A 22,820-nucleotide genomic window follows, 5' to 3' on the forward strand; every position below is an offset into this window, starting at 1 on the left:
CAGGGCGCCGTCCGAGCGCACGACCCGGTGGCAGGGGATGGCGACCGCCACCGGATTCGCCCCGCAGGCCTGCGCGACCGCGCGCATCGCCGTCGGCAGGCCGATCGCCCGGGCGATCTCCGCGTAGGTCGCCGTGGATCCGACCGGGATCTTCCGCAGCGCTGCCCAGACCCGCTGCTGGAAGGCCGTGCCGCGGATGTCGAGCGGCAGGTCGAGGCCGCTGCCCGGCGCCTCCACGAGAGCGATGACCTGCGCCATCCAGCTCTCGAAGGCCGGGTCGCCGCCCTCGATCTCCGCGGCGGGAAAGCGGCTCTGAAGATCGTGCAGGAGCGGCTCGGGCGCGTCGCCGAGGAGGATGGCGCAGACGCCCGCCTCCGTGGCGGCGACGAGGATCGCGCCGAGCGTGCAGGCGCCGATGCCGAACCGGATGCGCAGACCGGCGCCCCCCGTCCGATAGGCCGCCGGCGCCATGCCGAGGCGTGGCGCGCCCCTCGCATAGAAGCGGCTCGCCGCACCGTAGCCGGCTTCGTACAGCGTCTCCGTCACCGAGGCGGCGCCGGGCAGCCGCCGGGCCACCACGGCGGCGCGGTGGGCGGCGGCATAGGCCTTGGGCGTCACGCCGGTGGCAGCCTTGAACACCCGATGGAAGTGGTAGGCGCTCAGGCCGGCGGTGCGGGCGAGTTCGGCGAGCGACGGCATCGTCTCGGCCGACTCGATCAGGCGGCAGGCGCGGACGACCGCCTCCGCCCGGCGCGCGGCGAGGCCGGGCTCGTCGGGGCGGCAGCGCCGGCACGGGCGGAAACCGGCAGCCTCAGCCTCCGCGCAGGTCCGATGGAAGCTGACATTCTCGGGCCGCGCCGCCCGCGCGGCACAGCTCGGGCGGCAGTACACACCCGTGGTGCGGACCGCGTACACGAAGGTGCCGTCGGCCCGCGCGTCGCGGGCGGCGAGGGCCGCCCAGCGCTCGGCGTCGCTGAGGTCTGACCTTGGACCGTGGTTCATGGCGGCGGCACTATGCGGCTTGGCGTGGGCGTTGGGGAGGGGCATGAGGGGGCCTGCCGGGCGGTGGAGGACGCGGGCAGCACTCTGTCCGTCCGCCGCCGTGCCGGCATCCCGCTCCTTGCTGCCGAATCCGCTGTCCCGGGCGGCCGTTCGAGCGGGAGGCCATTTCACGAGTGCGCCATGGCTCCGAGCACGCCCGACCACATCCATGTCGGCCAGGATGGATGGCTGTTCCTGAAGACCGGGCGCAACGACGTGCTGGGCCAGTACGAGCGGCCGGAGGAGACCACGGAGCTGATCTGGCAGTGGCGCAGCCTCGTGACGATGCGGGAGCGGCGCCTGCGCGCCCAGGGAATCCTGTACCGCCACGTCGTCGCCCCGGAGAAACTGATGATCTACGATCACCGGCTCGACGGGCTGACCATCCGGCCGAGCGCCTCGCCGGCCTATCGGCTCCTGCACAACGAGCCCCCGCCGGGTCGCTTCCGCGGGCCCTTCGGCCTCTATGCGGCCTGGCGCCGACGGACGCGCTGGCGCCAGACCTGCATCGATCTGGTGACGCCGATGCGGGCGCAGCGCGATACGGCCGATCTCTACTGCCGGACCGACACCCACTGGTCCGCGGACGGCTGCTATCTCGCCTACGCGGAGATCTGCCGGGCTTTGGGCGCCGAGCCCCGGCCGGATCTGGGGGAGCGGCCGTCCTTCGAGACCGACCACGACGGCGATCTGGGCAGCGCCTTCGACCCGCCCCGGCGGGCGCGCTCACGCACCGTCCTGATGCAGCAGGACGCGGTCCGGACCTATGGCAGCCCGATCGTCGAAGCCCGGGAGAAGGCCGGTCTGCTGCACACGCTGCATGTCGGCGCGCACGTGATCTACGGGAACGCCAAGGCCACCGATCCGCGCCGGCTGGCGCTGTTCGGCGATTCCTTCTCGCACGTCATGCCGTACATGCTGACGATCATGCTGGCCGAGACGTTCCGCGAGGTGCACTTCATCTGGAGCACCTCCCTGGACTGGCCGTATATCGAGCGCGTCCGGCCCGACATCGTGCTGACCGAGGTGGCCGAGCGCTTCATGGTCCAGCTGCCCGACGACACCTTCTCGGTGGAGCGCTACGCGCAGGACCGCTTCGGGGCGGAACTGGCAGCCGCAGGCGTCTGAGCGGCGCCCGCGGCTTGGCCGTGCTCAGGCCTGCAGCTTGGCCACCAGCGCGTCCGACAGGGCGAAGTTGACGTAGACGTGCTGGACGTCGTCCTGATCCTCGATCACCTCGACGAGGCGGATGAGCTTCTCGCCGGTCTCGTCGTCGACGTCGATCGTGTTCTGCGCCTTCCAGATCAGCCCGGTGCGGCTCGGCTCGCCGAAGCGCGCCTCGAGGGCCTTGGTGACCTCGCCGTAGGAATCCTGGGCGCAGACGACCTCGTGGCCGTCCTCGCCGGAGCTGACGTCGTCGGCGCCGGCCTCGATGGCGGCCTCCAGCATCGTGTCGGCATCGGCCACGGAAGCCGGGTAGGCGATCACGCCGACGCGGTCGAACATGAAGGCGACGGCGCCGGTCTCGGCGAGGCTGCCGCCGGACTTCGTGAAGGCCGAGCGGACGTCCGAGGCGGTGCGGTTGCGGTTGTCGGTCTGCGCCTCGACGATCAGGGCGGCGCCGCCCGGTCCGTAGCCCTCGTAGCGGATATCCTCGTAGTTCTCGCCGTCAGCACCGGCGGCCTTCTTGATGGCGCGCTCGATATTGTCCTTGGGCATGTTCTCGGCGCGGGCCGCCAGGATCGCGGCGCGCAGGCGCGGGTTCATCGCCGGGTCGGGCGTGCCGAGCTTGGCCGCCACGGTGATCTCGCGGGCGAGCTTGCCGAACACCTTCGAGCGGACTGCGTCCACCCGGCCCTTCCGGTGCATGATGTTCTTGAACTGCGAATGGCCTGCCATGACGGTTCAGACTTTTGTTCGTTGGCGAGGGCGGGCGTCCGGGACCCCGCCGTCGCGGCTGTGAGGTCGCGCCGTATATAGGCCGCCGCCTTCGGACGAAGCAACGCGGCCGCCGCCGCTCGGCACCGCGCAGGGGGACACGGGCGCGCAGGCTTCGCAATCCCGTGATCGCGGAAAGAATACCCGCCTCGGGCGTTGGCGCTGCACTTCTCTCTGAGCTGGAAGCCCGATGTCGAGCCGGAACGGACGCAGCACGGTCATGGTCACGGGCGCGAGCGCCGGTGTCGGCCGCGCCGTGGCGCATGAATTCGCCCGGCACGGCTGGAATGTCGGTCTGATCGCCCGGGGCGAGGCCGGGCTGAGGGGCACGATCCGCGATGTCGAGCGGGCGGGCGGCCGGGCGCTGGCCTTCGCGGCCGACGTCGCCGACGCGGAGGCCGTCGCCCAGGCCGCCGACGCGCTGGCCGAGGCGTTCGGCGGCATCGACGTCTGGGTCAACAACGCGATGGTGACGGTCTACGCGCCCGTGCAGGAGACGGACCCGGAGGAGTTCCGACGCGCCACCGAAGTCACCTATCTCGGGCAGGTGCACGGGACCCTGGCGGCGCTCCGCCACATGGTGCCGCGCGACCGGGGCACGATCGTGCATATCGGCTCGGCGCTCGCCTATCGGTCGATCCCGCTGCAGGCGAGCTACTGTGCCGCGAAGGCCGCCGTGCGCGGATTCGTGGATTCCCTGCGCAGCGAATTGCTCCACGACGGCAGTCGGGTGCGGCTGACGATGGTCCAGCTCCCGGCGGTCAACACGCCCCAGTTCGACTGGGCGCGGTCGCGGATGCCGCGCAAGCTCGAACCGGTGCCGCCGATCTACCAGCCGGAGGCGATCGCCCGGCACGTGTTCCGGGCGGCGCACGACGCGCCGCGGGAATTGTGGATCGGGGCTTCGGCCTGGAAGGCGATCATCGGAAACATGCTGATCCCGGGCTGGATCGACGGCTACCTCGCCCGGCACGGCTATCGTGGGGAGATGACCAGCGTGCAGGCGCAGACGAACCGCCCCGACAACCTCTACGACCCGGTGGACACCGATCCCGGCGCCCATGGCCGCTTCGATGCCCGGGCGACCGGCCACGTCGCCGCGGCAGACCCGCGCTGGCTCAAGTTCGGGATCGCGGCGGCGCTCGGCATCGTGGCCGGGACGATGCTGTTCGCCACCGAGGCGCATGGGCGGGCGGAAGCGCGCGCCGACCGCCGGCTGGGCAGACGCTAGGATACCGGTTTAGGCAGGCCCATCGCGCAGCCTCGGGGCTGCGCAAACTTAGGCAGGCCCATCGCGCAGCCTCGGGGCTGCGCAAACCTTGCGGAACGCGCTGTGTGGCGCCCCAGGCGGCACCGGGCTTTAGGGAGGATCCGATGCCGGCAACGAACCGCCGCGACCTCGTACGGGGTGCGCTCGCCGGAGGGGCCGTCCTGGGTCTCGGCGGCGGCGCCCGCGCCGCGGCGCCCTTCGGCGGATCGCAGGCGCCGGGCTTCTACCGGACCCGCGTCGGCAGCTGCGAGGTCACGATCCTCAACGACGGGGCGCGCAGCTTCCCGATGCCGGACCGCTTCGTGCGCAATGTTCCCCGGGACGCGGCACTCGGCGCCGCGCAGGCGGCCTACATGCCGCCCGGCCAGGTGACGGTGCCGTTCAACCCGACGCTGATCAACACCGGCGCGAAGCTCATCCTGATCGATACCGGCAACGGTCCGGTGCCGGGCGCGCCCGTCGGCCGGCTCGCGGCGAACCTCGCGGCGGCTGGGATCAGACCCGAGGAGATCGACCTCGTGCTGCTCTCGCATCTCCATCCCGACCACACGAACGGCCTCAAGAGGGCGGACGGGAGCCTCGCCTTCCCGAACGCCGAGATCCGGGCCGCCGCGCCCGACTGGGCATTCTGGATGAGCGACGCCCACATGGCCCAGGCCGCCGACCCGGTGACGCAAGGCTACTTCGCCAACACCCGCCGGGTGCTCGGCGACCTGAAGGACCGGATCGGCACCTTCGCGTGGGACGAGGAGGTCGCACCCGGGATCACCGCCCTCGCCGCGCCCGGCCACACGCCCGGCCACACGGCCTTCGCGATCGCTTCGGGGGCGGACCGGCTGCTGATCCAGTCCGACGTGACCAACATTCCGGCCTTCTTCCTGCAGCACCCGGACTGGCACGTGATGTACGATTACGATGCCGATCAGGCGCAGGCGACGCGCCACCGCTTCTACGACATGGCCGCGTCCGAGAAGGCCCTCGTGGTCGGCTACCACTTCCCCTTCCCGTCCCTCGGCCATGTGGAGCGGAACGGGCCGGGCTACCGGCTGGTGCCCATCGCCTGGAACGGCGCGCTCTGATCGTCCAGGGTCGCGTGCACCCGGATCAGGTTCGCCAGGTCCACGACCCCGCCCGGCCATTCGACGCCCGCGATGTGCCGGTGCGGCCGTTCCGGCTCGCCGAGATCCGAGACCGCCGAGAAGGCACCGTCGAGCGGGTGGCTCTCGGTGTAGCGGCTCCGTGTCGCCAGGACCGGCAGTCCCGCGGCCCGGGCCGAGCTGATGCCGGCGGCCGAATCCTCGAAGGCCACCGCCTCGGAGGCCGGGATGTCCAGGCCGGCGAGCGCCAGGAGGAATACGTCGGGGGCGGGCTTCTTGCGGTTCGCCTCGTCGCCGGCCGCGATCACGTCGAAGGGTGCCGCGTCCGGCGGGAAGTTGGCGGCCAGGAGCCGGTCGACATTCGGCCGGCTCGTGGTGGTGGCCACGGCGAGCCGCAGGCCCGCCGCCCGGGCCTCGGCAATCAGCCGGGCGATCCCGGGGCGCAGCGGCAGGCCGCTCGCTGCCACCAGTTCGCCGTAGGCGCGCGTCTTGCGGGCGTGGATCTCGGGGGCCAGCGCGTGGAGCGCCTCGGCTTCGGCTGCGTGCCGGGTGTCGATGTAATGGGCGAGCCGCTCCTTGCCCCCCATCACGGTCAGCAGGTCGGCGTAGAGCGCCTCGTCCCAGCGCCAGGGCAGGCCGAGTTCCGCGAAGGCGCGGTTGAACGCCTGCCGGTGCAGATCCTCCGTCTCGGCGAGGGTCCCGTCGACGTCGAAGATCAGCGCCCTCAGCACGACAGGTCGCGACCGGAGGCGCCCTCCGCGCCCGCGCGGATCGCCGCGATGCGCTCGGCATAGGCGCCCGGACCGCCGCCGAAGACCGCGTTGCCGGCGACGAACGTGTCGGCCCCGGCGCGGCTCGCCGCCTTGACGGTCTCGGGGTCGATCCCGCCGTCGACCTGGATGCGGATGTCCCGGCCCGCCACCATGGCGCGCACCCGCGCCACCGATTCCATCGTGCTCTTGATGAAGCTCTGGCCGCCGAAGCCGGGATTGACCGTCATCACCAGCACGAGGTCCACGAGGTCGAGCACCGGCTCGACCAGGGCGGCCGGCGTGCCCGGATTGATCGCCACGCCGGCGCGCTTGCCGAGGTCGCGGATGGTCTGGAGCGAGCGGTGGATGTGCGGCCCGGCCTCGGCATGGACGGTGATGCCGTCGGCCCCGGCCTGCGCGAAGGCCGCGAGGTACGGGTCGGCGGGCGCGATCATCAGGTGGACGTCGAAGTACTTCTGCGTGTGCGGGCGCAGCGCCTTCACCACCGGCGGCCCGAAGGTGATGTTGGGCACGAAGTGCCCGTCCATGACGTCGAGATGGATCCAGTCGGCGCCGGCCGCGTCCACGGCGCGGGTCTCCTCGGCGAGCTTCGAGAAGTCGGCGGACAGGATCGAGGGGGCGATGACGGGTGGGAGCATGGGAGGCTTTCGGGATTGTTCAGGCCAGCCTGCGACGGCGCTCGACGAGCTGCATGATCATCGGCGTCAGGATCAGCTGCATGGCCAGATCCAGCTTCCCGCCGGGTATCACGATGGAATTGGCCCGGCTCATGAAACTGTCGTGGATCATGGAGACGAGATACGAGAAGTCGATCCCCTTCGGGTCCTTGAAGCGGATGACCACCATCGATTCGTCGGCGGTGGGGATCCAGCGGGCGATGAACGGGTTCGAGGTGTCGACTGTGGGCACCCGCTGGAAGTTGATGTCGGTGAAGGAGAATTGCGGGCAGATGGTCTGCACGTAATCGGGCATGCGCCGCAGGATCACGTCGGTCACCGCCTCGGTGGAGTAGCCGCGGAACGAGCGGTCCCGGTGCAGCTTCTGAATCCATTCGAGGTTGATCACCGGCACGACGCCGATCTTCAGGTCGGCGTAGCGGGCGATGTCGACATCCTGATCGGCCACGCAGCCGTGCAGGCCCTCGTAGAACAGCAGGTCCGAATCCGGCGGGAACGACTCCCAGTCCGAGAAGCTCCCCTCCGGGATGCCGAAGGCCTGCGCGTCGTGGGCATCGTGGGCGTAGTGGCGGGTGCGGCCGGTCCCGGATTCGGCGTAGCTGCGGAAGACCGCCTCCAGCTCGGGCAGGAGGTTGGCGCGCGGCGCGAAGTGGGACAGCGTCGGTTCGTTCGCCATCATCGCCCGCATCGTGTCGCGGTCGAACGCATGGAAGCCGTCGCCCTCGATGAAGACCGCCCGCACGTCCTCGCGGCGGAAGATCTGCTCGAAGGTGTTGCGCACCGAGGTGGTCCCGGCCCCGGAGGAGCCGGTCACCGAGATGATGGGGTGCCGCGCCGACATTACCGTCCGGACTTCGTGCTGTGCCTCACGACCGCATCAGACCGCGCTGCCCGAACAGCGGCGAGCGGCCGGCATCGGGCTTGCCGCCCGCGTAATAGGTCGCGACGCAGGCCACCTCCTCGGTGGAGCCGCAGACCAGGGGCGCCCGCTCGTGGATGCCGGTGGCCACCAGGTCGAGGATCCGCGTCTGGCCGTCGGTGGCCGAGCCGCCGGCCTGCTCGACCAGCATCGCCACGGGGGCGACCTCGTAGAGCAACCGCAGGCGGCCGCGGGCGTAGTTCTTCCGGGCGTCGCCCGGGTAGAGGAAAACGCCGCCGCGGGTCAGGACGCGCTGGATGTCGGCCACCAGGGAGGCGAGCCAGCGCATGTTGTAGTCCTTGTCGCGCGGGCCCTCGGTGCCGCGCTGGCAATCCTCGATATAGGCCTTCACCGGGGCATCCCAGTGCCGGGCGTTCGAGGCGTTGATGGCGAATTCCTTGGTGGAGGCCGGCACCGACATGGCCGGGCTCGTCAGCTTGAACGTACCCTCGGCGCGGTCGAGCACGTAGGACTGGGTGCCCTCCCCCAGCGTCAGGATCAGCGCGGTGGCCGGGCCGTAGGTCACGAAGCCCGCGGCGATCTGCGTCGAGCCGGGGGTCGTGAACGAGGCGAGCGGATTCGCCGGATCCTTGATCGACGGCCGGATGCCGAAGATCAGGCCCACGGCCATGTTCACGCCGATGTTGGACGAGCCGTCGAGGGGGTCGATGGCGACGGCGAGCGGCGCGTCCGGGTTCAGCCGCATCACCTCCTCGGCCTCCTCGGAGGCGACCTCGGCGACCGGGGCACCGCGCAGGGCCGCGGTCACGCTCTCGTGCGCGATGACGTCGAGGGCCTTCTGGACGTCGCCGTCGCTGTTGTGCTCGCCGGCCGCCGCGAGGTCGCCGCCGAGCGCACCGCGCCCGATCCGCTCGCTGATCTCTACCGCCGAGCGCGCCACGGCCGCGATCACCGCGGCGGTGTCCTTCAGCGCCGGATTGGCGTCCACGGCCTGCGCAAGACAGGTCTCGAGGGGCGTCCCGATCGCCGCTGAAATTGCCATCGGCCTACTCCTCCTGCTCGGATCCCGTCCGTCGGGATCGCGCCTTCCGCGCCGGCTCTGTAGCGGCCGCTTGGCCGCCAAGATAGCGGTCTGTGTCTCCGGATCGACAGGAACCCGCGGCGCGGCCTTCAAGATTTCTGTGCGATCTTGTGTCATAGGACGAAAAAAACGAGATGTCCGCCATGCGCAATCTCTCCCTCAAGCAGCTTCAGGCGGTCGCTGCCGTGGCCCGCCTCGGCACCATGACCCGGGCGGCGCAGGAGCTGAACGTCACCTCGGCCGCCCTCTACGCGCGCATCCGCCAGCTGGAGGAGGAGGCCGGGCTGCTGCTGTTCGACCGGACGCCGGGCGGCCTCAAGCCGACCGATGCCGGCCGCGAGATGCTCTGGGCGATCGACAGCATCAACACCGTGCTGGAGACCTGCACCGACCGCCTGCGCACCCTGCGGGGCGCCGAGGGCGGGCGCGTGGCGCTGGGCGTCGTCTCCACCGCCAAGTACTTCGCCCCGCAGGTGATCGCGGGCTTCGTCAAGAAGCATCCCGGGGTCGAGATCAGCCTGTCGGTGCGCAATCGCGGCCAGACCGTGGAGGCTTTGCGCGGTTACGAGATCGACTTCGCCCTGATGGGCCGCCCGCCCCGGGACTTCCCGATCGAGGCCGCGACCTTCGGACCGCATCCGATCGTGCTGATCGCCCCGCCAAGCCATCCCCTCGCGGGCAAGACCGGGCTGAACCGCGAGGATCTCGCCGACCAGCCGTTCTTCCTGCGCGAGGAGGGCTCGGGCACGCGCATGGTCTTCGAGGAGTTCATGAGCGGCGTCCTGGTCAAGCGGGCGCCGCTGGACATCGACACCGGCTCGAACGAGACCATCAAGCAGGCGGTGATGGCCGGGCTCGGGATCGCGCTGCTCTCGGTGCACTCGGTGGCGGCCGAGCTGGAGAGCGGCCGCCTCGTCCTCCTGAACGTCAAGGGACTGCCGATCCGGCGCGACTGGTACGCGGTCCGGCGCGCCGACAAGGTGCTGGGTCCGGCCGCTTCCGCGGTCTGGTCCTATCTGATGTCGGAGGGTGCGCGCAGCCTGCCGGGCGTCGCGCAGAGCGGTCTCGTGCCGGCGGGAGCCAAGGCGTGAGTCCAGCCGGAATCGTCGTCGCGGGCGCCGGCCAGGCCGGCTTCCAACTCGCCGCCTCCCTGCGCGAGGGTGGGTTCAGGGATCCGATCACCCTGGTGGGCGACGAGGCTGCCCTTCCCTACCAGCGTCCGCCCCTGTCGAAGGCCTACCTCGCCGGCAAAACAGACCAGGAAGGCCTGTTCCTGCGCCCCCCCGGCTTCTTCGCCGAGCACGCCATCGCGCACCGGCCGGGGCTCCGCGCCGTCGCGATAGACCGGGCAACACGTCTTCTGCAGCTGTCGGACGGCGGGCACCTGCCCTACGCCCACCTCGTGATCGCCACCGGCGCCCGCAACCGGCCCCTGCCCGTGCCCGGAGCCGAGCTCGACGGCGTGCGCCAGTTGCGCGGCCTCGCGGATGCCGACGCGCTCCGGGCGCAGATCGAGGCGGCCCGGGCGATCGTCGTGGTGGGCGCGGGCTTCATCGGGCTCGAATTCGCCGCCGTCGCGGCCGGGCGCGGCCTCTCCGTGACGGTGATCGAGGCGGCCGAGCGGCCTATGGCCCGGGCGGTCTCGGCCGAGATGGGCGCGTTCTTCCGCGGTGCGCAGGAGGCGATGGGCGTGCGCTTCGCCTTCGGGGCCGGCGTAACGGCGATCCTCGGGCGGGACGGCCGTGCCGTCGGCGTGGCCCTCGCGGACGGCCGGGAACTGCCCGCCGACCTCGTCCTGGTCGGCATCGGGGTACTGCCGAACCGGGAGCTCGCCTTGGAAGCGGGCCTGCCGGCCGAGGATGGGGTGCGGGTCGACGCGTTCCTGTCGACACCCGATCCGGCCATCTCGGCGATCGGCGATTGCGCCCGGTTTCCCAGTTCCTTCGCTCACGGGCTCACGCCGGACGGCACCGTGCGGATCGAGTCCGTGCAGAACGCCATCGACCAGGGGCGCTGCCTGGCGGCGCGGCTCACCGGCAAGCCGGCGGCCTACGGCGCGCTGCCCTGGTTCTGGAGCGACCAGGGCCGGCACAAGCTGCAGATCGCCGGATTGGCGGGCCCCACGGATGCCAGCGTGGTCCGCGGCTCCGGCTCCGCCTTCTCGGTCTTCCGATTCCGCGACGGACGCCTGAGCGCCGTCGAATCCGTCGACCGGGCGGGCGACCACATGATCGCCCGGCGGCTGCTCACGGCCGGAACGCCGCTGAGCCCGGATCAGGCGGCGGATCCGGGCTTCGACCTCAAGGCGCTGGCGCTGCAGCGGCCCTGAAGGTGCTCAGCCCGGGAACGCCACCGGGGCCGGCTTCTGCCGCAGGGCGATGGCGGTGCCGATCCCGAGCGCCAGGATCGTGACGGCGCATCCCAGGAGCGCGCCGAGCTGGCCGAACCCGAGCAGCGCCTGCCCGATCACCGCGACGCCGAGCGCCTGCCCGCAGAAGAACGAGAAGGCGTGGAGCGCCACCGCGGAGGCGCGGGCCTTGGGCGCCACCTCGGTGACCTGCGTCTGGTAGGTGTTGTGCAGCATGTAGAAGCCGAGCCCCATCGCGGTGAGCGCGGCGCAATCGACCTGCCACGTGCCGGCGAGCCCGACGACGGTGAGGGACGCACTACAGATCAGGCCGCCGCCGATGAGCATGCGCGGCAGGCCGAGCAGCCGCACCAGCAGCCCGACCAGGGCCGAGTAGAGCAGGCCGCCGACCGCGAACCCCGCCAGCACGAGGCCGGCCTCGCGCGGTCCCCCCTCCCCGCGGGCCTCGATCAGCGGGGCGAGGTGCGGAAACACGCCGAAGATCGCGATGGCCTCGATGAACACCGCCGAGAACAGCACCCGCGCCCGGGGATTGCGCAGGATCGTCCGGTAGCGGGTCACCGCCTCGCCGAAGGCCGGACGGCGCGCGGCGGGCCGGCCGGTCCGGTCGAACCCGAACACGGTCGCCGCGCAGGCGATGGCCGCCACCGCCGCGGTGACCGCGAAGACACCGCGCCAGCCGATCGCCGCCTCGATCAGGCCCGCGAAGGTCGAGCCGGAAAGCTGGCCGAGGATCACCGCCACCAGGAACCGGCCGATCGCCACCTGACGGCCCTCCATCGGCACCCGGTCACCCAGCAGCGCCAGGGACAGCGGAATGCAGCCCCCCGCCGCCGCCCCCGCCAGCATGCGCAGGCCGAACAGGCTGCCGATATCGGGGGCGATGCTGCACAGGGTCAGGGCGACGGCGAGCACCGCGAGGCAGGTGCTCATCACCCGCTCCTTGCCGAGCGCGTCGCCGATCGGGCCGAGCACCGGCTGGATGAAGGCGTAAGGCAGCGCGAAGGCGGTGGAGAGGAGCGCCACCGTGTGGGCGTCGCTCGCGAGATCCCGGGCGAGCACGCCGACGAGAGGCTCGACCGAGCGGAGCGCGAAGGTGCTGCCGAACCCCGCACAGGCCAGGACGACGATGAGACGCGGGATCGACGTCGGCGGCGACTTCGGCAGCGTCGCGGCGGGGACGAGAGCCGGCTCTGTGCTGTCGGTCATGAGGGACGCTGCGCGACGCGGGCCAAACCAGACTCGCGACATCGCATCTCCCCCGCCGGAGCGGAACCCCGTTGCGCGACAGATCCGTGCGCGTCGAACGCCGGATCCGGTGCGGGGGATCGCTGCCGCCCGAGCCCGGCGGCGCTCAGGCCGAGGCGGCCGCCTGATGCGCCTCCGCGAGCTGCGCATCCTCCGCCGCGACCATCCGGGCGGCCGGACGGGACCGGATGCGCTCGACATAGGCCGTCAGGACGGGCGCGGGCTCCACGAGGCCGAAGCCCGTCGTCCAGCCGAGGGCGCCGCCCCACAGGATGTCGGCGGCGCTGAAGCGCTCGCCGAGCAGGTACGGCCCCGGCGTCAGCGCCTCCTTCACCCGGGCGATCACGCTGTCGTAATCGGCATAGGCCGACATGGCGCGTGGGCCCGGCTCCCGCTTCAGGTGCCGGTCGATCACCGCGGGCTCGAAGCAGGAGCCGTAGAACACCATCCAGCGCAGATAGGTAGGGTCCGGGACGGCAGGGTGAACCCGCCCATCGAGATCATCGACTCGATACGCGACAGGCATTCGCGCGGGCTGTTGGCGTGGAGCGTGCCCATCGAGCCGTCGTGGCCGGTGTTCATCGCCTGGAGCAGGTCGAAGGCTTCCGGTCCGCGCACCTCGCCGACGATGATCCGCTCCGGCCGCATGCGCAGGCAGTTCTTGACGAGATCGCGCATGGTGACCTGGCCCTGGCCCTCCATGTTGGGCGGCCGCGTCTCCAGGCGGACCACATGGGGCTGCTGGAGCTGCAGCTCGGCCGCGTCCTCGCAGGTGATCACCCGCTCGTCGTGCTCGATGAAGGCGGTCAGGCAGTTCAGCAGCGTGGTCTTGCCCGAGCCCGTGCCGCCCGAGATGACCACGTTGCAGCGCGACTGGCCGATGATCTTGAGAACCTCGGCGCCCTCGGGCGAGATCGCCCCGAAGCGGACGAGCTGCTCCAGGGTCAGCTTGTCCTTCTTGAACTTGCGGATGGTGAGCGCCGGGCCGTCGATGGCCAGCGGCGGCGCGATGACGTTGACGCGGGACCCGTCCGGCAGGCGCGCGTCGCAGATCGGCGAGGCGTCGTCGACGCGCCGGCCCACTTGGCTGACGATCCGCTGGCAGATGTTCATCAACTGCTGGTTGTCGCGGAACCGGACGCTGGTCAGCTGGATCTTGCCGCCGACCTCGATGAAGGTCCGGTGGGCGCCGTTGACCATGATGTCGGCGATGTCGTCGCGGGCGAGCAGCGGTTCCAGCGGGCCGTAGCCGAGGACGTCGTTGCAGATGTCGTCGAGCAGCTCCTCCTGCTCGGAGATCGACAGGACGATGTTCTTGAGCCCGATGATCTCCGTGACGATGTCGCGGATCTCCTCGCGCGCCGTCTCGGCATCGAGGCGCGAGAGCTGCGTCAGGTCGATCGCCTCGATCAGGGCGCCGAAGATCAGACTCTTCGTGCGGTAATAATCCTCGGACCGCGCGGTCTCGACGACGACCGGCGCCGTCGGTGCCGGACGCGCGACCGGAGCCGCCGCATCGCGCAGGACCGGCGTGGCCGGCGCAGGGGTCCGGGCCTGCGGGATCGGCGGGGGGGCCACCGATGTGCCGCCGGCGTGTCGCCTACCGAACATGGGTCAGCCCTCCGACGCTGACCTGCGGAGCCCGTGGGACGAAGGATCGTATCCGCATCAGGATGCCTTGCGGCCGGCGAGCTTGGCGAGCAGCGGCTCGAGCAGGCTCGGACGTCCCCGCCGGCTCTCCGGACGCCCGAGGGTCATGGCGGCCAGATCGTTGAACAGCTCCGCCACCTTCGATCCGGCCTGGATCTCGGCGATCATCTGGCCGTTATTGGCGGCGGTGCCGAACAGCGTCGGCTCGAACGGGATCGACAGGGCGACCGGGGTCTCCAGGGCCTTGGCGAACTCGGCTGTGCCGATCTCGGGCCGCTTCGGTACGCCGACGCCGTTCAGCAGGACGCGGGGCGGCTGGTCGTTCGGGCGCCCGTGCTTCAGCGCGCCGAGAAGGTTCTTGGCGTTGCGCAGGCAGGCGAGATCGGGACCGGCCACGATCAGGATCTCGTCGGCCGCGGTCAGGATGCGCTTCGACCACGCGTTCCACTGATGCGGGATGTCCAGGACCACGCAGGGTACGCTCGCCCGCATGTGCTCGATCAGCGCGTCGAAGGCCGGCTCGGACAGGTCGATGGTCCGGTCGAGGCTCGCCGGCGCCGAGAGCAGGCTCAGGTTGTCGCTGCACTTGGACAGCAGCCGCTCCACCAGGGCGGAGTCCAGCCGCTCGGGGGCGAAGACCGCTTCGGCGATGCCCTGCGGCGGATCTTGGTTGAAGTTCAGCGAGGCGGTGCCGAAGGCGATGTCGAGATCGGCGATCACCGTCTGGACGCCTTGGTTCCGGGCAACCGACCACGCGAAATTGTGCGCCACCGTGGAGGCGCCGATGCCGCCTTTCACGCCGTAGACCGCCACGGTCCGCCCCACCGGCTTGACGCCCGGAGCGGTGAACAGGTCGGAGATCGCCGCGATCAGCGTCAGGGGCTCGACCGGCACCATGAGGTAGTCGGACACCCCGCGCTGGATCAGCTGCCGGTAGAGCATCACGTCGTTGAGGTGGCCGATCACCACGACGCGGGTGCCCTCGTCGCAGACCTCGGCCAGGGCATCGAGGCACTCGATCGGCTTCGAGCGCGCGCCTTGGATCTCGATGATGATGACGTTGGGCGTCGGCGCGTGCCGATAGGCCTCGATCGCGGCGGCGCCGCCGCCCATCCGGACCTTGACCTGCGCCTTCTGCATGCGCCGGTCGAGGGCTGCGCCCTCGATCATCGCGGCGGTCTCGCCGGTCTCGCAGAATGCCTGGATGGTGATCCGGGGCACCGGGGCGATCGTGCGCTCGCTCGTCTCGGACAGGTCTGCCATGACGGCGCTTTCGGGTTCGCGTTCGGGGCGCGGCGTCGGGGAGCGGCGGGGCTGCCCGTCCCAACGCCGGCTGTCTCAGTTGGTGACTTGGGACTTCACGGCGGTCTGCCCATCTTGCCGCCATGTGGTTGACGGATCCTTGCCGTCCCGCAATTGCCCGATGTCCCGGACGCGCTTGACCGTATCGATCCGACCCTCGGGGCGGCCGCGCACGAGGTCGACCGGATCTGCGACCTGGGCGGCGACGTTGGACTGCGTGGCGCAGCCCAGGTTCCAGCTCGGCTGGTTGCTGTAATCGTAGGCGAAGCTTCGGGTCCCGAGATCCTGAGGCCAGAGGCCGCAGGCGTCGGACACCTTGGCCTGCATGCGCTGGAAGCTCAGCCGGATCGGCGCGGCGAGGGTCGGGGCGGTGACCACGTAGCCGGTGACGGTGATCTCGCGGACGCCGATGCCGTTCTGCGTCCCGAACCGGCCGAGCACCGAGGCGGTCCGCTGGACGGCGGCCACTTGGTTGGGCGGGACGCCCTGCGGAACCTCCATCAGCAGGGCGCCGCGGCCGTACCGGCGGTATTCGAGCATGAAGGCATCGACATCGGCCGCTTGGCGCGGATCCAGATGCCCCACGCCGGTGGGGAACACGTCGAGGTTGCGGGCCCCGTCCGTCAGGACGATCGGGTGGCGTGCGCGGTAATCCGTCACGTCGATCCCGCCGGTGGTGGCGGGATCGCTCTTGCAGGCCGCCGCGAGGGCGCCCAGCGCGCAGGCGGCGAGCAGGCTCGCGGCGCGGCGCGGCAGGGTGGGCGGGGGACGTCCGGTCATGGTTCCGATCCTGGGGCGCGGCGGTGACGCGGGGCGCTACTCGACGATGAAGCCGACGCGGCCGCGATAGGTGCGTCCGAGCGGCGGCGCGGCGGCCGCCCCGGGGGAGGCGACCTTGCCGTAGAGCCGGTTGATCTGGCCGAGCAGCACCGCCTGGCCGTCGGTGGAATCGACGAAGTTGTCGTCCGGCCGGCTCACCTGCTTCGGTTCCATCGTCCGGGCGATGTAGGGGGTGCACATGATCATCAACTCCGTCTCCTGGCGCTGGTAGTCGCGGGAGCGGAACAGCGCGCCGAGGATCGGAAGATTGATCAGGCCGGGCAGGCCGGAGATCGCCTGCTTGTTCACCTGCTGGATCAGGCCGGCGGTCATCATCACGCCGCCCGAGGGCAGCTCGACGGTGGTCTCGGAGCGCCGCACCCGGGTGCCCGGCACCGCGACCGAGTTGTTCCCGACGACGTAGGTGAAGTTCTGCTGTGGATCGATCTCGGTCACGTCCGTTGCGACGCGGATCGAGATGCGGTTGTCGGCGAGCACCACCGGCGTGAACGACAGGGCGACGCCGTAGGGCTTGTAGGTGATGCCGGGGGTGCACACGCCGCCCACCGTGCAGGCGGCCGAGGATGGCACCGGGAACTCGCCGCCGGCCAGGAACTTCGCGGCCTCCCCGGAGATGGCGGTGAGCGTCGGCTCGGCCAGGATCCGCGAGACGCCCGCCTGCTCGAAGGCCTTCAGGGTCGCCTGGAGCGAGAAGCCGCCCGACTGGATCGAGGCCTGGATCTGGTTGCCGCTCGGAGCCGATGGGTTGATCGGGAACGGCAGGTTGTTGATCAGCGCCGGTGACGTCGCGGAACCGAGCGGGTTCAGCGCCGACCAGTTGCCGGTCATGTTGATCCCGAACTGCTTCAGGACGTTGCGCGACACCTCCACCACGGTGACGCGGAGCATCACCTGGTCCTTGTTGCGGATCGTGAGGTTGTTGATCACGGCGCCGCGCGCGCCCGCGGTGACACCGCCGCTCGGTGCCCCCGCGGCCCCCGCCGCGCCCCCGCCGCCCAGCCCCACGAACGCATTGGCGATGTCGATCGCCTGCTGCGCGTCCGCGGAGGAATTCACCGACCCCGAGAGCAGCACCGAGGCCCCCGAGGAGCGCACGTCGAAGCGCCCGCCCGGGATGCTCTGGCCGAGCAACTCGCGCAGGGTCCCGAGGTTGAGATCCCGCGCCACCGACACGTCGAGGGCGGCGATCTGGCGGCCCTCGGCATCCATGATGAAGATCGAGGTTGCGCCGTCGGCCATGCCGATCACGAAGACCTTGCGGGTCGAGCGAACCACGGCGTTGGCCACGGCGGGGTTGGCCACGAACACCTCCTTGGCGTCCCGCGGCAGGTCGACGATCACGGAGCGGCCGGCGGTCAGCTCGACCCGCCGGGTCGAGGCGGATTCCGCGGCGCCGACCGTCAGGATCGGCGCGGGACCGAAGGTCTGGCGGTCCTGCGCGGGGGCCGGTCCGGACAGGACGGCCAGCAGGGCGAGGGCGCCGGCCGCGCGGCCGGCGGGGCGGCCCATCGGGCGCGGGTGGGGGGACGGAGCGGTCATGGCGATCACGGCGTCTGCTGCCGCGCGACGCCGAAGCGCACCACGGTCAAGGCGGGTTCGGGCATCTGCGCCACGGACGCATCGGCCAGCGGCGTGGCTTCGGGCGGCCGCCCGGCATCGGCGAGGCTGCGCAGCGAAAGGGTGAGGGCGCCGACCTTCTGGGCCAGCGCCAGGGTCTCGGCCTGCGCGGGCGTGACGGCCAGCGTCGCGGTCTCGCCGGTGACTACGTTGGTGCCGTTCTTCTCCTGAACCAGCTGCCCGATCGCGAGGACGCGGATGTCGGTGAGGATCGTCTGGGAGAGCTGCACGTCGCTGTTGTTGGCCCGCGAATTGGACTCGTCGCGGAATGTGCGGATCACGTCGACGCGGTCGTTCGGGAGGATGAAGCCGCCGGCCGAGTTGGTGCCGCGGCTGTCGGTGACGATGGCGACGGCGCGCATGCCGGCCGGCAGGATCGCCGCCATGAATCCGCTCTCCGGGCGCACGAGCTTCTGCGCGCGGATCGGCTCGCCCGCCAGGAAGCCTGCGCGCACCGAGGCGCCCACGGTCTCCTCGAGGGCCTTGGGGTTGATCTTGCGGGTCACGTAGCCTGCCGTCACGGCGCTGTCCGGCCAGGGTTGCCAGCGCAGATCCGCGGCCCGGAGAACCTGACCCATGGGCATGTCGATGGCGGCCACGAGCACGTCGGTCATCGGTTGCGGCGGCGCCTCGGCCTTCGGCGGCGGAGGCGGCGGTGGCGGATCGCCGCCGCTCATCAGGAAGGCCGCCCCGGTTCCCGCCGCGAGGGCGATACCGAGGACGGCGAAACGGGCTGGGTTCATCGCATCGCCACGCGCCAGAGACGGCCGAATTGCCGTCCATGACCCGAACCTGCGCGGGGATTCGTGTAATTATGGTTAAGGTATTATAACCTCTGGCGTTGTCGCCGGTCCGGAAACGGGGCGCCCGAGAAGCGCGTCACAATCCGCAGGATCCTTCAGCATCCACCCGAACTCGGCCGTGGTGCATCACCGCTTCGTGACCTATCGTGCCACCGGAACCGCCTCAGAAGCGGGCGCTCGGGCGAACCGGGGGGAAATATGATCAGGACATTCGGCAGCGCGGTTTTGGCGGCTGCCCTCGCGGGGACCGCACTCGGCTCCGTTCCGGCGGCCGCGCAGGGGACCTTCTCGGACAATGCGGTCCGGATCGGCATCCTCAACGACCAATCCGGCCTCTACGCGGAGTACGGCGGTCAGGGCTCGGTCGAGGCCGCCCGCATGGCGGTGGAGGACATGGGCGGCAAGATCGGCAGCGTGCCGATCGAGATCCTCTCGTCCGACCACCAGAACAAGCCCGACATCGCCTCGGCGATCGCCCGGCAATGGTACGACCGCGACAATGTCGACGCGATCATGGAGCTGACCACGTCCTCGGTGGCGCTGGCGGTCCAGGGCCTGTCCAGGGAAAAGAAGAAGATCACCATCACCACCGGAGCGGCCACCAGCGACCTCACCGGCAAGGCCTGCACGCCCTACGGCTATCACTGGGCCTTCGACACGCGGGCTCTGGCGGTGGGCACCGGCGGCGCGCTGACCCGCGCGGGCGGCGACACGTGGTACTTCCTCACCGCCGACTACGCCTTCGGCTCGGCGCTGGAGGCCGACACCAGCAAGGTGGTGCTCGCCAACGGCGGCAAGGTGCTGGGCAGCGTCCGGCACCCGCTCTCGAACCAGGACTTCTCGTCCTTCCTGCTCCAGGCGCAGGGCTCGAAGGCCAAGGTGATCGGGCTCGCCAATGCGGGGCTCGACACCTCGAACGCGATCAAGCAGGCCGCGGAATACGGCATCGTCGAAGGCGGCCAGAAGCTCGCGGCCCTGCTGTTCACCCTCTCGGAGGTGCACGGGCTCGGCCTGAAGGTCGCGCAGGGCCTGACGCTCACCGAGGGCTGGTACTGGGATGCCAACGACGAGACCCGGGCCTTCGGCCAGCGCTACATGAAGCGCACCGGCCGGATGCCCAACATGATCCAGGCCGGCACCTACTCGGCGGTCCTGTCCTACCTGAAGGCCGTCAAGGCGGCCGGCACCGACGAGACGGATGCAGTCAACGCCAAGCTCAAGGCGCTGCCGGTGGACGACGTCTTCGCCCATGGCGGGATCGTCCAGCCGAACGGCCGCATGGTGCACGACATGTACCTGTTCGAGGTCAAGAAGCCGGCCGAGTCGAAGGGCCCGTGGGATCTCTACCGGCAGCTCGCCACGATCCCCGGCAAGGAGGCCTTCGCGTCCCCGGCCGAGAGCGGCTGCCCGCTGACGGCGGCGAAGTAGGGTTTAGGACTCGTCGAACACCGCGCTGTGCGAGCCGATCCGAGCGCCAAGGCGGCGCTCGGATCACCGGCCTCGCGCCGCCTTGCCGCTCGCAACGAACCCTCTCACCCCGCCCAGACGCGCCGGTACAGCGCCACGATCTCGTCGGCGCTGGGCTCCAGCGGGTTGTTGGCCGGGGAGCCGGAGGCCAGCGCCTGGGCCGCCATGGTGGGAAGCAGCGCCTCCCAGCGGGCCGGGTCGATCCCGTATTCCTGCGGCCCCGGCACGTCGAGGTCGTCGTTGAGCGCCTCCAGTTCCGACACCAGGGCCGAGACCGCGGACCGGTCGTCGGTGTCCGGCCCGGCGATCTTCATGGCGCGGGCGCAGGCCGCGTAGCGGTCGATGGAGGCCGGGGCCGAGAAGGCCGTGACCGCCGGCAGCAGCATCGCGTTCGAGAGCCCGTGGGCCACATGGAAATGCGCCCCGATCGGCCGGCTCATGCCGTGGACCAGCGCCACCGAGGCGTTCGAGAAGGCGATGCCCGCCTGGGTGGCCCCGAGCATCATCGCCTCCCGGGCCGCCCGATCGCCCGGATCGGTCCAGACCCGCCGCAGGTTCGGGGCGATCAGGCCCATCGCCTGAAGTGCCAGCCCGTCCGAGAACATGTTCGCCTTGCGCGAGACGTAGGCCTCGATGGCATGGGTCAGCGCGTCGATGCCGGTATCCGCCGTGAGCCGCTTGGGCTTGGTGAGCGTCAGCTCGTAATCCACCAGCGCCGCCACCGGCAGGTAGGCGAGCCCGATGCAGAGCATCTTCTCGTCGGAGGCCTCGTCGGTCACGATGGTGAAGCGGGTGGCTTCCGAGCCGGTGCCCGCGGTGGTGGGGATCGCCACGATCGGCAGGCCGGGCTCGTCCTGCTGACGGGGCGCCTTGTAGTCGCGCATGTGGCCGCCGTGGCGGGCGAGCACCGCCACCGCCTTGGCGGTGTCCATCGGGCTGCCGCCGCCGAAGCCGACCACGCAGTCGAACTCGCCGGCCTTGAGCGCGGCGAGCGCCGCCTCCACGGAGGCGACGGTCGGGTCCGGCACGGTCTCGGAGAAGATCGTCGCCTTGGCGCCCGCCCTGGTCAGCCGTTCCAGCAGCGTGTCGGTGCGGCCGCTGCCGGCGAGGTAGGGGTCGGTGACCACGAAGGGCCGCGACAGGCCGAGCTGGCCGAGCACCTCCGGCAGGAGCCGCGAGGCGCCGGCGCCGACGCGCATCAGCCGGGGCAGGGCGATCGAGGCGACCATCTCTTGATCCTTCCACCCGGCGCGTGACCTGACCTGCCGGAGCCGGCCGATCTTACGGCGCCGGCGGATTCCGCGAAACCGTCCCGGCTTACACCGCCGGCCCGGCGAACAGCGCCCCCGCGGCCTTCACCTCTCCGGCGATGAACCCCGCCACGGCGCGGATATGGGCCGCCTTCCGGTGGTCCTCGTGGATGTGCATGTGGAACGAGCGCGTCAGCGAGACCGCCTCCGGCAGCACCGGCACGAGGCCGGGATGCGCCGCCGCGATGAAGGCCGGCAGGATGCACAGGCCGGCTCCGCCGAGCGTCGCGTGGACCTGGGCCAGGAGGTTGGTCGAGCGCAGCCGCGCCGAGACCGCGGGGCCGAGTGCCCCGAGGTAGTTCAACTCGCGGGTGAACAGCATGTCTTCGATGTAGCCGACGAACGGATGGGCCGGCAGGTCCGCGAGTTCGGCGATCGGCCGCGCGGCCGCGCGTAAGATTCGGCCGCGTAGACGAACAGCCGGTAATCGGTGAGCCGGCGTGCCACCCACCGGGCCTGCTGCGGGCCCGAGAGGCTGATCACGATGTCGGCCTCGCGCTTGGACAGGCTGAAGATCCGGGCGGTGGCCATGATCTCCACCTCCAGCCCCGGATGGCGGGCGGTGAGCCGGTGCATCCGGGGGGCGAGGAACACGCTGCCGAAGCCGTCCGGCGCGCCGATCCGCACCGTGCCGGAGACCGTCTGGGCCGCCCCCGTGGCGGCGCTCGCCGACAGGAACGCGCTCTCCATGGCCTCGGCGACGCCCAGCAGGTTCGCCCCGTCCTCGGTGAGCGCGTAGCCGAGGTTGCTGCGGTGGAACAGGCGGGCGCCGAGACCCTCCTCCAGGGCGCGGATCCGCCGGCCGACCGTGGTGTGCTCGGTGCCGGTGCGTGCTCCGGCGGCGCTCAGGGTCCCGGTCCGCGCCACCGCGAGGAAGAAGCGCAGGTCGTCCCAGTTGGGCCCCGTCCTGGCCATGGCCGCACTCCCGCTGTGCATCGATGCACGACGGCTGTAAGCGCATCCGGCTTTATCGCTCAAGGGATCCTGTTAGGGTGCATCAAAATCAAACGCATCATCACAGGGAGGCGCGCATGCGCACGATCGGGCACTTCATCGGCGGCCGGGCTGTCGGCGGCGAGAGCGGGCGGTTCGCCGACGTGTTCCATCCCTCGACCGGCGAGGTCCAGGCCAAGGTGGCGCTGGCCAGCAAGGCCGAGATGCGCGCCGCCGTCGAGAACGCGGCGGCGGCCCAGCCGGCCTGGGCGGCCACCAACCCGCAGAAGCGCGCCCGCGTGATGATGCGCTTCCTGGAGCTGATCCGCGCCGAGAACGATTCCCTGGCTGAGCTTCTCGCCTCCGAGCACGGCAAGACCGTGCCGGACGCCAAGGGCGACATCCAGCGCGGCGTCGAGGTGGTGGAGTTCGCCTGCGGGATCCCGCACCTGCTCAAGGGCGAGTACACGGAGGGCGCCGGGCCCGGCATCGACGTCTACTCCCTGCGCCCAGCCGCTGGGCGTC

20 protein-coding genes and 2 pseudogenes are annotated in these 22,820 nt (G+C 71.0%); 7 read left to right on the top strand and 15 right to left on the bottom strand.

Annotated elements, in window-relative coordinates:
* Window positions 1-1,002: bifunctional DNA-binding transcriptional regulator/O6-methylguanine-DNA methyltransferase Ada (gene ada, locus I53_RS08715; protein WP_043349257.1), on the bottom strand; the 1,002-nt coding region annotated here is incomplete at its 3' end.
* A gap of 180 nt (window positions 1,003-1,182) precedes the next feature.
* Here ada and I53_RS08720 point away from each other — a divergent pair.
* Window positions 1,183-2,169 (top strand): hypothetical protein, encoded by a 987-nt coding sequence (locus tag I53_RS08720; protein WP_043349259.1) that lies wholly within the window; start codon window positions 1,183-1,185, stop codon window positions 2,167-2,169.
* A 24-nt stretch (window positions 2,170-2,193) separates the two neighbouring features.
* Here the strand turns inward: I53_RS08720 and I53_RS08725 are convergent, their stop codons facing one another.
* Window positions 2,194-2,940, bottom strand: a complete 747-nt coding sequence (locus tag I53_RS08725; RefSeq protein WP_043349263.1) for a YebC/PmpR family DNA-binding transcriptional regulator — start codon at window positions 2,938-2,940, stop codon at window positions 2,194-2,196.
* A 229-nt stretch (window positions 2,941-3,169) separates the two neighbouring features.
* Here I53_RS08725 and I53_RS08730 point away from each other — a divergent pair, with 229 nt between their 5' ends.
* Window positions 3,170-4,210, top strand: a complete 1,041-nt coding sequence (locus I53_RS08730; protein WP_043349265.1) for an SDR family oxidoreductase — start codon at window positions 3,170-3,172, stop codon at window positions 4,208-4,210.
* Window positions 4,211-4,353: 143 nt separating this feature from the next.
* Window positions 4,354-5,328 carry an MBL fold metallo-hydrolase gene (locus I53_RS08735; protein WP_043349267.1) on the top strand — a complete coding sequence of 325 codons (975 nt, stop codon included), beginning with the start codon at window positions 4,354-4,356 and terminating at the stop codon, window positions 5,326-5,328.
* Here I53_RS08735 and I53_RS08740 read toward each other — a convergent pair.
* Genes I53_RS08740 through I53_RS08755 form a run of 4 tightly spaced genes read right to left on the bottom strand, consistent with a single transcriptional unit; the run spans window position 5,289 to window position 8,718 of the window.
* Window positions 5,289-6,077, bottom strand: a complete 789-nt coding sequence (locus tag I53_RS08740) for an HAD-IA family hydrolase (protein ID WP_043349270.1) — start codon at window positions 6,075-6,077, stop codon at window positions 5,289-5,291. The two genes, I53_RS08735 and I53_RS08740, sit on opposite strands and share 40 nt — an antisense overlap.
* On the bottom strand, window positions 6,071-6,757 hold the full coding sequence (rpe, locus tag I53_RS08745) for a ribulose-phosphate 3-epimerase (RefSeq protein ID WP_043349271.1): 687 nt from the start codon (window positions 6,755-6,757) through the stop codon (window positions 6,071-6,073). The genes I53_RS08740 and rpe overlap by 7 nt, the downstream gene beginning before the upstream one ends.
* 19 nt (window positions 6,758-6,776) lie before the next feature.
* Entirely contained in the window at window positions 6,777-7,637 is an 861-nt protein-coding gene (locus I53_RS08750; protein ID WP_043349274.1) for a phosphoribulokinase, read from the bottom strand.
* 25 nt (window positions 7,638-7,662) lie between these two features.
* A complete protein-coding gene (locus I53_RS08755) occupies window positions 7,663-8,718 on the bottom strand; it encodes a class 1 fructose-bisphosphatase (protein WP_043349277.1) in 1,056 nt (351 codons plus the stop codon).
* A gap of 182 nt (window positions 8,719-8,900) precedes the next feature.
* Between I53_RS08755 and I53_RS08760 the strand changes: the two genes are divergently transcribed.
* Both I53_RS08760 and I53_RS08765 read left to right on the top strand, forming a co-directional pair.
* The gene (locus I53_RS08760; protein WP_043349301.1) at window positions 8,901-9,848 is read left to right on the top strand and encodes a LysR family transcriptional regulator; all 948 of its coding nucleotides are present in this window, start codon (window positions 8,901-8,903) and stop codon (window positions 9,846-9,848) included.
* Window positions 9,845-11,086 (top strand): FAD-dependent oxidoreductase, encoded by a 1,242-nt coding sequence (locus I53_RS08765; protein ID WP_043349280.1) that lies wholly within the window; start codon window positions 9,845-9,847, stop codon window positions 11,084-11,086. Before I53_RS08760 ends, I53_RS08765 begins: the two co-directional genes overlap by 4 nt.
* A gap of 6 nt (window positions 11,087-11,092) precedes the next feature.
* Here I53_RS08765 and I53_RS08770 read toward each other — a convergent pair whose 3' ends face one another.
* From I53_RS08770 to cpaB, 7 genes and pseudogenes are all read right to left on the bottom strand, one after another.
* A complete protein-coding gene (locus I53_RS08770) occupies window positions 11,093-12,334 on the bottom strand; it encodes an MFS transporter (RefSeq protein WP_043349283.1) in 1,242 nt (413 codons plus the stop codon).
* Window positions 12,335-12,479: 145 nt separating this feature from the next.
* The gene (locus I53_RS31095; RefSeq protein ID WP_251982260.1) at window positions 12,480-12,821 is read right to left on the bottom strand and encodes a glutathione S-transferase C-terminal domain-containing protein; all 342 of its coding nucleotides are present in this window, start codon (window positions 12,819-12,821) and stop codon (window positions 12,480-12,482) included.
* Window positions 12,822-12,835: 14 nt separating this feature from the next.
* Window positions 12,836-13,984, bottom strand: a pseudogene (locus I53_RS08775) (CpaF family protein); the annotation flags it as partial.
* 57 nt (window positions 13,985-14,041) lie between these two features.
* Window positions 14,042-15,286 carry an AAA family ATPase gene (locus tag I53_RS08780; RefSeq protein ID WP_043349286.1) on the bottom strand — a complete coding sequence of 415 codons (1,245 nt, stop codon included), beginning with the start codon at window positions 15,284-15,286 and terminating at the stop codon, window positions 14,042-14,044.
* A gap of 75 nt (window positions 15,287-15,361) precedes the next feature.
* Window positions 15,362-16,105 (bottom strand): CpaD family pilus assembly protein, encoded by a 744-nt coding sequence (locus I53_RS08785; protein ID WP_051044735.1) that lies wholly within the window; start codon window positions 16,103-16,105, stop codon window positions 15,362-15,364.
* A 36-nt stretch (window positions 16,106-16,141) separates the two neighbouring features.
* Window positions 16,142-17,704: a type II and III secretion system protein family protein gene (locus I53_RS08790; RefSeq protein WP_374701307.1), complete on the bottom strand. Its 1,563-nt coding sequence runs from the start codon at window positions 17,702-17,704 to the stop codon at window positions 16,142-16,144.
* Window positions 17,705-17,709: 5 nt separating this feature from the next.
* Entirely contained in the window at window positions 17,710-18,525 is an 816-nt protein-coding gene (cpaB, locus tag I53_RS08795) for a Flp pilus assembly protein CpaB (protein ID WP_043349290.1), read from the bottom strand.
* A gap of 258 nt (window positions 18,526-18,783) precedes the next feature.
* Here cpaB and I53_RS08800 point away from each other — a divergent pair, with 258 nt between their 5' ends.
* Window positions 18,784-20,013: an ABC transporter substrate-binding protein gene (locus I53_RS08800; protein WP_043349293.1), complete on the top strand. Its 1,230-nt coding sequence runs from the start codon at window positions 18,784-18,786 to the stop codon at window positions 20,011-20,013.
* A 104-nt stretch (window positions 20,014-20,117) separates the two neighbouring features.
* Here I53_RS08800 and I53_RS08805 read toward each other — a convergent pair whose 3' ends face one another.
* Both I53_RS08805 and I53_RS08810 read right to left on the bottom strand, forming a co-directional pair.
* Window positions 20,118-21,281, bottom strand: a complete 1,164-nt coding sequence (locus I53_RS08805; protein WP_043349295.1) for an iron-containing alcohol dehydrogenase — start codon at window positions 21,279-21,281, stop codon at window positions 20,118-20,120.
* An 88-nt stretch (window positions 21,282-21,369) separates the two neighbouring features.
* Window positions 21,370-22,298 (bottom strand): annotated as a pseudogene (locus I53_RS08810) (LysR family transcriptional regulator).
* A gap of 95 nt (window positions 22,299-22,393) precedes the next feature.
* Between I53_RS08810 and I53_RS08815 the strand changes: the two are divergent.
* Window positions 22,394-22,820 (top strand): aldehyde dehydrogenase family protein (locus I53_RS08815; RefSeq protein ID WP_043349298.1); only part of this gene is annotated, 427 nt, incomplete at its 3' end.

Origin of the sequence: Methylobacterium sp. B1 (genome assembly GCF_000333255.1) — a bacterium.
GTDB lineage: Bacteria > Pseudomonadota > Alphaproteobacteria > Rhizobiales > Beijerinckiaceae > Methylobacterium > Methylobacterium fujisawaense.